Raw genomic sequence first — 7,293 nt, 5'->3', positions numbered from 1 at the left:
GTCAAGAAGCTCGGCCGGATCCCCGACGGCGGCGGATGGCGTGCCCGCGGCCGGGAGCACCGGACACGGGACTACTCGACGAAGCTGGGGTTCGACTACGTGCACTCGCTCGTCGACGATCACTCCAGGCTTGCCTACTCGGAGGTCCTGCCGGACGAGAAAGGCGGCACCTGTGCGGGTTTCCTGATCCGCGCAATCGACTACTTCGCCGGCCACGGCATCACCAGAATCGAACGGCTGATGACCGACAACGCCTGGGCCTACCGGTGGTCATTACGCGCGGTCTGCTCCGAGTACGGCATCCGGCAGAAGTTCATCAAACCGCACTGCCCCTGGCAGAACGGCAAGGTCGAACGCCTCAATCGGACCCTGCAGACCGAATGGGCCTACCGGCAGGTCTTCACCACCAACGCCGAGCGCACCGCCGCGCTTGCGCCGTGGCTCGAGCACTACAACACTCGACGTCGCCACAGCGCACTCGGCGGACTCCCACCGGTCAGCCGCCTGGCACCAACCTGATGGCCGGGTACACCTAGGTGCCGTCCTGTGCGCTCGGTCAGCAGATCACTCTTCTTCGGCCCGACTGGCTCTGTCAACTGGAAATGGCCCAAGGTGGGGTTTGACCGGCCCGACCCCGACGGGCTAGCCGGTGGTCGCTGCTTCGGTGTGGGCGAGTCGATAGGCGTGGGTGCCGGTCTCGATGATGGTGCCGCGGTGGGTGAACCGGTCGATGATGGCTGAGCAGAGTCTGGGGTCGGTGAAGAGGGTGTGGGGTGCACGATTCGCTTTCCGCGGCGTTAACCGCGGCGCCTAAACGCCATCAATCTGGAATCCATCCAGATTTGTGTGATTAGAAGCGCCCGTTAAGTGTGATCACCGACTGGTCAACCTATCCAATCCGCATGCAGCCCAGATTGAACCGCCATTGGTGAACACCCCTCTTCTTCTCTTCTCTTCCATTCTCGCTCTCTTGCACTGCGGCGTGCGTACGCGAGGCGTGCCTCCTCTTCCCTCGCCCCGCTCCGCTCGCATGTGGGTACTGGCGGGCGAGGACCTGCAATAGTTGCGCCCATGAAATCGGTTGCGACGTTGACGGTGAACGATGCGGGTGAACTGCTCACCTTGCAGCGTGCTGCTTACGTGACCGAGGCACAGGCCCATGGCGACCTGAACCTTCCCCCGTTGACGCAATCCTTGGATGAGTTGGCGAGCGAGCTGTCCCGGCCCGAAGTGACTGCAATCGGGTTGCGCAACGATGCCGATCGTCTCGTTGCTGCTGTGCGCGTGTTCCGCTCCACGGCTGATTCGCATTTGGCCGAGTTGGGCAGGCTGGTCGTGGCCCCGGACGCGCAGGGCCGAGGCTTAGGTAGCCGGTTGCTCGAACTCGTGGAGAATCGTCTACCCGCGTCGGTAACCGATCTGCAGTTGTTCACGGGCGAACGCAGCGTCGGCAATCTCCGGCTATACGCCCGGTTCGGATACCAGGAAACCCATCGCACTCCGACTCCTGCCGGCTACGCATTGGTCCATCTCACGAAGCGGCTGCGCTGAGCGCTGCCACAGAGGTCTCCTCTCCGGCGTAGCCCAACTGTCGAGTTGCAGCGAAGATTGACATGACACGCCGCCGCACTTTGAAAGATGTCAGGGATACCGACCGTGCCCGTCAATGTAGGTGCGTCGACGTAGGCGGATCGGCTACGGGACCATCTTGGGGCCCGAGGAACATCTCCGACATATCCTCCGCTAGGAACCATGGACGCTCAACGGGCTGACCTGCACGGCAGGGGTTCTGCGGCGCATCACGCGACGCAGTAGACGCACGTAAGGGCTCCATCTGACGGGACTGCGGACCATGCCGGCCGCCGCGAACTCAGCCCGGTCGAGCATCTCCTCGATCGCGACGTCGTGCAGCCACCGCATCACCAGCGCCCATCGGAGCAGTTCCCTGCCGCGCGCGGTGGCGGCCAGCAGGTGACTCAGTTCGGCACGATCGGGGCCGTCGGGCCGCACCGTCACCTCGTGGAAGCCGACGAGTCCGCCGGACCCGTTGAACTGGAAACGAATCCACACGCCGGGGATGTAGCCCACGACCTTGTAGCGCACCGAGCCGTGGCCGCCGTCCGCGCCGACCTCGATCGGGCGGTCGAATCGCATTGCCGGCCAGTGGTCGACCGGCCACAGCGGGTCGTCGGAGCTGGCAAGGGCGTCGACGAGCCTGCCGAGCTGGTCGGGGGTGGCGGGCAGGGACCGGGCATGGAAGTTGCGGACGAGCACGGCGGCCTCCTCAATATTAGGGACACATCTCTAGAATCGATTTGGAGGCTACTCTCTAATGCATGGGACGCAACCCCCTCTACGACAGAGACGGTCTGCTGGATGCCGCCCGCGAGCTCGCCGTCGAGAACGGGCCGGCGGCGGTGACGATGGCGGCCGTGGCGCGCCGAGCGGGGGCGCCGAGCGGGTCGGTCTATCACCGGTTCCCCGACCGGCCCGCCCTGCTGGCCGCACTGTGGCTGCGCAGCGTCACCCGGTTTCAGTTGGGGTTCGTGGCCGCGATTGACTCTGATCCCGGGCGGGAAGGTCTGATCGGCGCCGCACGCCACGTCGTGTCCTGGTGTCGGGCGAATCCGGCGGACGCGACGGTATTGCTTTGGGGTGCAGCGAGCTTCGGCCTGGCAGACTGGGCTGCACCCGACCGGGAGGCACTCGAGTCCGCGAACGCGCGCACATACGCCGCGGTGCACGAGGCGGCGCGTCGAATTGGGGCAGCGGACGACGAGGAAGTGGAGTTCGCCGAACTCGCGGTGGTCGGGGTTCCCTACGCGATCGTGCGGCGACGCCTGCGACACGACGCCGGGCTGCCCGAGCGGGCGGAGGAGATGGCCGCAGAGGCGGCACGGGTGTTGCTCGACAGGCTCTCCCCCTGACCACCCGCCACGCAGCGTCAGCGACGCATGCCTAGTTGATCTAGCGTCGCATCTCGCTAATCTTCGCTGCATCTCGACACCAACGGCTCCGAAGGCGGATACCCAGAGTCGGTCGGTCGGACTGGCTCGATGTAGCGATTCCCCATCGAACTCCCCGATCGCCGACAACGTGGAAGCTGTCCAGATTTGTGCGATCTGGAGCCACCCTTAAGTGTGATTACCGACTGGTCAACCTATCCAATCCGCATGCAGTCCAGAACGAACCGGCATAGGTGAACACCTCTCTCTCGCGGCCTCTCTATCCAACCATCCATTTCCACTGCCGCGGCCTCACCTTCCATCGTGAACCGGCCGCCGACCCGGCCTGTCAAACTGTCAAACTCCTGTTGCCAGCGCTCAAACCCCCGCCACCGCCAATTCAGTTGTGTCACAAACAAACACGACATGATCACGCGGTGGCCGCCCCTGGTCCGGCCTACTGTCCAACACCTTCGTCGATCACGGATTCCGGCTGGAGTACCAGCATGGCGGCGAGCAGCTGATCCCAGGTGGTGGCCGGAAGTTCGTGGCCGATGCCGTTCAGGGGGAGCAGGTCGGCGCCGGGAATCTCTCGAGCCATGGCCTGTCCGTTGCCGTACGGAAAGAACGGGTCATCGGTCCCGTGGACGACGAGGGTCGGCACGGTGATGTCGCCCAAACGCTCCCGCCAACGGTCGCCCGCCTCGACAAATGACAGATTGCGCATGCTGGAGGCCATGTTGGTGGTGCGGTCGACCATTCGGGTCGTCTGCTGCCGCGCCTCCTGTTCGTCGAATCCGTGTGCGCCCGCACGTACCCGCGCCTGTTCGACGCCGTAGTCGATCACCGCCGCCCGGTCGGACCAGTCCGGATCGGGTGCCTTGGTAAAGAACTCCATGACCCGGTCCGAGTGTTCGGGCAAATCCGAGTCCRCCGGGCCTGGGGACGTCGGACGGGTGTTGATCAGGGTCAGTGCCGACATACGGTCGGAGTGGTCGAGGGCGGCAAGCTGACAGATCCATCCGGCCACGGAGAAGCCCACCAGGTGAGCTCGCGGAAGTTCGAAGACATCCATCAGTCCAATGATGTCCAAGACCAAGTCACGGAGGCTGTAGCCGGGAGAGCCGGTCGCATAAGCAGTCGACCGGCCTGTGTCGCGGATGTCGTAGCGCAGGACGAACCGGCCAGCGCCGGCAAGCCGGTCGCAGAACCGGTCTTCCCAGAACAGTCTCGATGTGCACGGCAGCAGCACCGGCGGCTGCCGCCGGTCCCCGAATGTGGTCACGCACAGGTCGACGTCACCGACGGTGACCAGGTGCTCGGGCGATCGTTGAATATGAAGCGGCATGGCGACTCCTCTACGGTTGCATCTCGCAAGAAGAGACCACTTCCGCGGCTGTAACTCATCGGTCCCGGGTGYCCTTTCATGACCAGCGATGCCGCCTCACGCCATGATCACGAAGTCCGGCTGGAGCACTAGYCGAGGACGGTGTGCTCCGCTGGGACTTTCACTGACAGTGCGGAGATGCATCTCCAATCACTGGAATTGGTACGACGCAGCAGTCGGCGGCGAACCCGAGCAGTGATCTCAGTAGCCCCTCGACGACGCTCGAGCGCCAACCAAGCCGGAACTCATCCAGATTTGTGTGATCCGGAGCCGTCCTTAAGTGTGATTACCGACCGGTAGGCCTATCCAATCCGCATGCAGCCCACCACGCTCCGCCATTGGTGAACACCCCGCTCCGGAACCACGTTGGCCACTTCGCCGGAGCGCACCCAATACATCTGCCGATGAGTTCCAAGCCCAGCGCGTTCCGGTCAAGGGCCGGCTGTCAGGATTCATCGGCCATCGGCGACCTGTGAAGACCGTCCCGGATCGTCACGGACATCCGGCATGTAGGTGGACTCGGCCGACCCACTTGGCATGGAGGCGTTCAATACACGGCACTCGCGCCTTCTAGGGATGGTCGGCAACCGCACGTCCGTCTGACGGGCCTGGAGCGTCAGGCGCTCTGCACCTGCACGAAATGCTCGACCGTGGGGAACGGGGTGTAGAAGTGGTGCAGCAGCCGACGCCACTCCTGGTACTGGGCAGATCCACGAAAGCCCTCGGTGTGATCCTCGAGGCTTTGCCAATGCACAAGTAGCAGGTAGATGCTCGGTCGCTCCAGACATCGCGACAGGGTCAGGTACTGGTAGCCGGGCATGCCCGCGATGATCTCCTTGGCCTCCGCAAAGGCTGCCTCGAAGTCATCCTCCTCGCCGGGATTGACCGACAGCAGCGCGTGCTCCAGGACCATTCGCCGATGATCGCACACGCGTTCCGGGGCCGCGGAGACTGACGTGGCCCGATGTCCAAGCCGAATGTCCTTCGCGCAGTGCGGTGTGCGCCGGGGACACGGTTGGGCACGGAAGCTGGACCAGCCCCCATGATCGCTGGGTTCATCATGTCGGCAGTCGTTCTGGCGGTCATCGGTTGGCTTGCCCCGGATGCAGGGATCGTCGCTTTCCTTGGCGCCGCCATCTTCGCTATTTGCTCCTGCGACATGTCGATTCGCGCCTGCCGATCACGGAACGAGCCCTGACCGCCGGGTTCACTCCGGACCGCGGTTCATGTCTTGGCCTGCGTACCAACCTGTGGATCGACGGAAGCTAGCATCGTCACCGCCGGGCGATTGGCCCGGTTCCGCTCGTTGTCTGGAGGTTGCGCCGTGAGCGCGTTGTCGAACCCGAACACGTTGCCGCCCTACGCCACCCTGCCCGAGCTGCCCCTCGACGAGGACGGCCGAGCTGAGCTGACCCGGCAGATCTGGGACCAGCTGATCACCGGCCGAGACGACGCCGACGACTTCATCGACATCTACGGCGACGAGTACGACCTCACCGAGGAGCAGCTCGTGGCGGCGTTCGACGCGCTCCGCACCGCGCGGCTGCGCCAGCAGGCGGAGCTAGGCGCGTACACCTCCCGCACCATGGCCGCGTTCGAGGAGCTCAATGCCAACGGCGTCCTCGCCCGCGCGGACTTCACCTGCTGCGGCACCTGCGCGTCCGGCGAGATCTGGGGCGAGCTCGACGACAGCCGGCACTGGCAGGGCTACGCCTACTTCCACCAGCAGGACACCGAGCGTCTCGTCACGGACGGCGAGACCCACATCGGCTACGGCGCGTTCCCGCCCGAGGACTTCGACGAGGCCACCTACGGCGCGCTCAGCGAGGTCGCGAAGGAAGACCTCTACACGGCCGACGTGACGCGCCTGCTCGACGACGTGATGTTTCCCGTCTTCCGACGGCACGGCATCGAGCCGGAATGGAACCGCGACCTGGGCACGAGGGTGCTGCTCAGGAACGCCGACTGGTACGACCCGATCGAGGCGTAGCACCCGATCGAGTGGGAGTGGCTGCGGGACCGGACCGGACCGGTCCGGAGGCGGGTGGGCGGATACGACTCCGAACGGTTTCCTAGGATCACGTGCGTGCCTGAGCAGGATTCCTCCAGAACTCGCGCGCGCGACATCGATCGCGCCCAGACCTGCGGGCTCCTCGACGCCGGATACGGTGAGGGGCAGCTCGATCCGGCCGAGTACGAGGCGCGCACCGCCGCGGCGATGAAGGCCAAGACGCTCGGTGAACTCGACGCGCTGGTCTCGGACCTGCAGATCCCCGAGCATCTCGTCGAGGCCACCCGCGCGACGGCGCCCGAACCGGCGCCTCGGCAACGGGTTCCCGGACGCGTCGTGGCCGCCGTCGTCGCCGCGGTCCTGGCGGTCGGCGGAACCCTGGTCTTCACCACCCGCGGGGACGACGCGGCAGCCGCGACCACCGACGTCGCCGCGGCCCCGCAGGCTCCTGCCCCCGCGCCGATCCCGGCAGGCGAGCCGCAGCCGATCGTGGTCGAGCCGATCGATCCCCTCACCACCGACGGAGTCCGCGACTTCGTGCGTCAGCTCGGGGTGAAGTTCGAGAGGGATCTGCGGGTGGATGAGGTGATCTTCTACTCCAGCTACGTGTTCGTGACCCGGATGCTGGAGGACCAGCCGCACCGCGAACAGGACTGGAGCTTCCGCGGCGGCTTCTCCACCTCGGGGGATCCGGAGTCGCGGACCCTCGACACCGCCACCGTCGACCTCGGGGCCCTCGACGTGGCCCGGCTCGGCGACGTGATCGCGACGGGGGCGAACCTCGTCGGGATGCCGTCGGGCCGGGTGGAGCACATCTTCGTACGCCCGGACCCGCCAACCGAAGGCCTGGTCACCGTCCAGTTCAAGGACGACGCGGACCGATCGGGATCCGTCAACACGCGTCTGGACGGCTCGGTCGTCGACGTCTCCCCGGCCGAGGGATGACGATC

8 protein-coding genes and 1 pseudogene are annotated in these 7,293 nt (G+C 65.5%); 5 read left to right on the top strand and 4 right to left on the bottom strand.

What is annotated here, in order from left to right; genetic code table 11:
• On the top strand, positions 1-519 hold a 519-nt coding region (locus AC1DU4_RS08615), incomplete at its 5' end, for an integrase core domain-containing protein (RefSeq protein WP_477838907.1).
• A 123-nt stretch (positions 520-642) separates the two neighbouring features.
• Here AC1DU4_RS08615 and AC1DU4_RS08610 read toward each other — a convergent pair.
• A pseudogene (locus AC1DU4_RS08610) lies at positions 643-768 on the bottom strand (ATP-binding protein); the annotation flags it as partial.
• Positions 769-1,071: 303 nt separating this feature from the next.
• Here AC1DU4_RS08610 and AC1DU4_RS08605 point away from each other — a divergent pair.
• Positions 1,072-1,551 (top strand): GNAT family N-acetyltransferase, encoded by a 480-nt coding sequence (locus tag AC1DU4_RS08605; protein ID WP_477838904.1) that lies wholly within the window; start codon positions 1,072-1,074, stop codon positions 1,549-1,551.
• Positions 1,552-1,743: 192 nt separating this feature from the next.
• Here the strand turns inward: AC1DU4_RS08605 and AC1DU4_RS08600 are convergent, their stop codons facing one another.
• Positions 1,744-2,274, bottom strand: coding sequence for an SRPBCC family protein (locus AC1DU4_RS08600; RefSeq protein ID WP_477838902.1), 531 nt, complete (start codon positions 2,272-2,274; stop codon positions 1,744-1,746).
• A 62-nt stretch (positions 2,275-2,336) separates the two neighbouring features.
• On the opposite strand from AC1DU4_RS08600, the gene AC1DU4_RS08595 reads away from it, so the two are divergent.
• Positions 2,337-2,927, top strand: coding sequence for a TetR/AcrR family transcriptional regulator (locus tag AC1DU4_RS08595; RefSeq protein WP_477838900.1), 591 nt, complete (start codon positions 2,337-2,339; stop codon positions 2,925-2,927).
• A 475-nt stretch (positions 2,928-3,402) separates the two neighbouring features.
• Here AC1DU4_RS08595 and AC1DU4_RS08590 read toward each other — a convergent pair whose 3' ends face one another.
• Together AC1DU4_RS08590 and AC1DU4_RS08585 are read right to left on the bottom strand one after the other, a co-directional pair.
• The gene (locus tag AC1DU4_RS08590; RefSeq protein WP_477838898.1) at positions 3,403-4,293 is read right to left on the bottom strand and encodes an alpha/beta fold hydrolase; all 891 of its coding nucleotides are present in this window, start codon (positions 4,291-4,293) and stop codon (positions 3,403-3,405) included.
• 655 nt (positions 4,294-4,948) lie between these two features.
• A complete protein-coding gene (locus tag AC1DU4_RS08585) occupies positions 4,949-5,245 on the bottom strand; it encodes an antibiotic biosynthesis monooxygenase family protein (protein WP_477838896.1) in 297 nt (98 codons plus the stop codon).
• Between the two features lie 411 nt (positions 5,246-5,656).
• On the opposite strand from AC1DU4_RS08585, the gene AC1DU4_RS08580 reads away from it, so the two are divergent.
• Together AC1DU4_RS08580 and AC1DU4_RS08575 are read left to right on the top strand one after the other, a co-directional pair.
• On the top strand, positions 5,657-6,322 hold the full coding sequence (locus tag AC1DU4_RS08580) for a DUF6891 domain-containing protein (RefSeq protein WP_477838894.1): 666 nt from the start codon (positions 5,657-5,659) through the stop codon (positions 6,320-6,322).
• Positions 6,323-6,418: 96 nt separating this feature from the next.
• Positions 6,419-7,288, top strand: a complete 870-nt coding sequence (locus AC1DU4_RS08575; RefSeq protein ID WP_477838892.1) for a DUF1707 SHOCT-like domain-containing protein — start codon at positions 6,419-6,421, stop codon at positions 7,286-7,288.
• Positions 7,289-7,293: the final 5 nt, after the last annotated feature.

The sequence above is a fragment of the Rhodococcus sp. P4_F5 genome, assembly GCF_056401315.1.
This window is presented reverse-complemented; position numbering and strand designations above follow the sequence as displayed.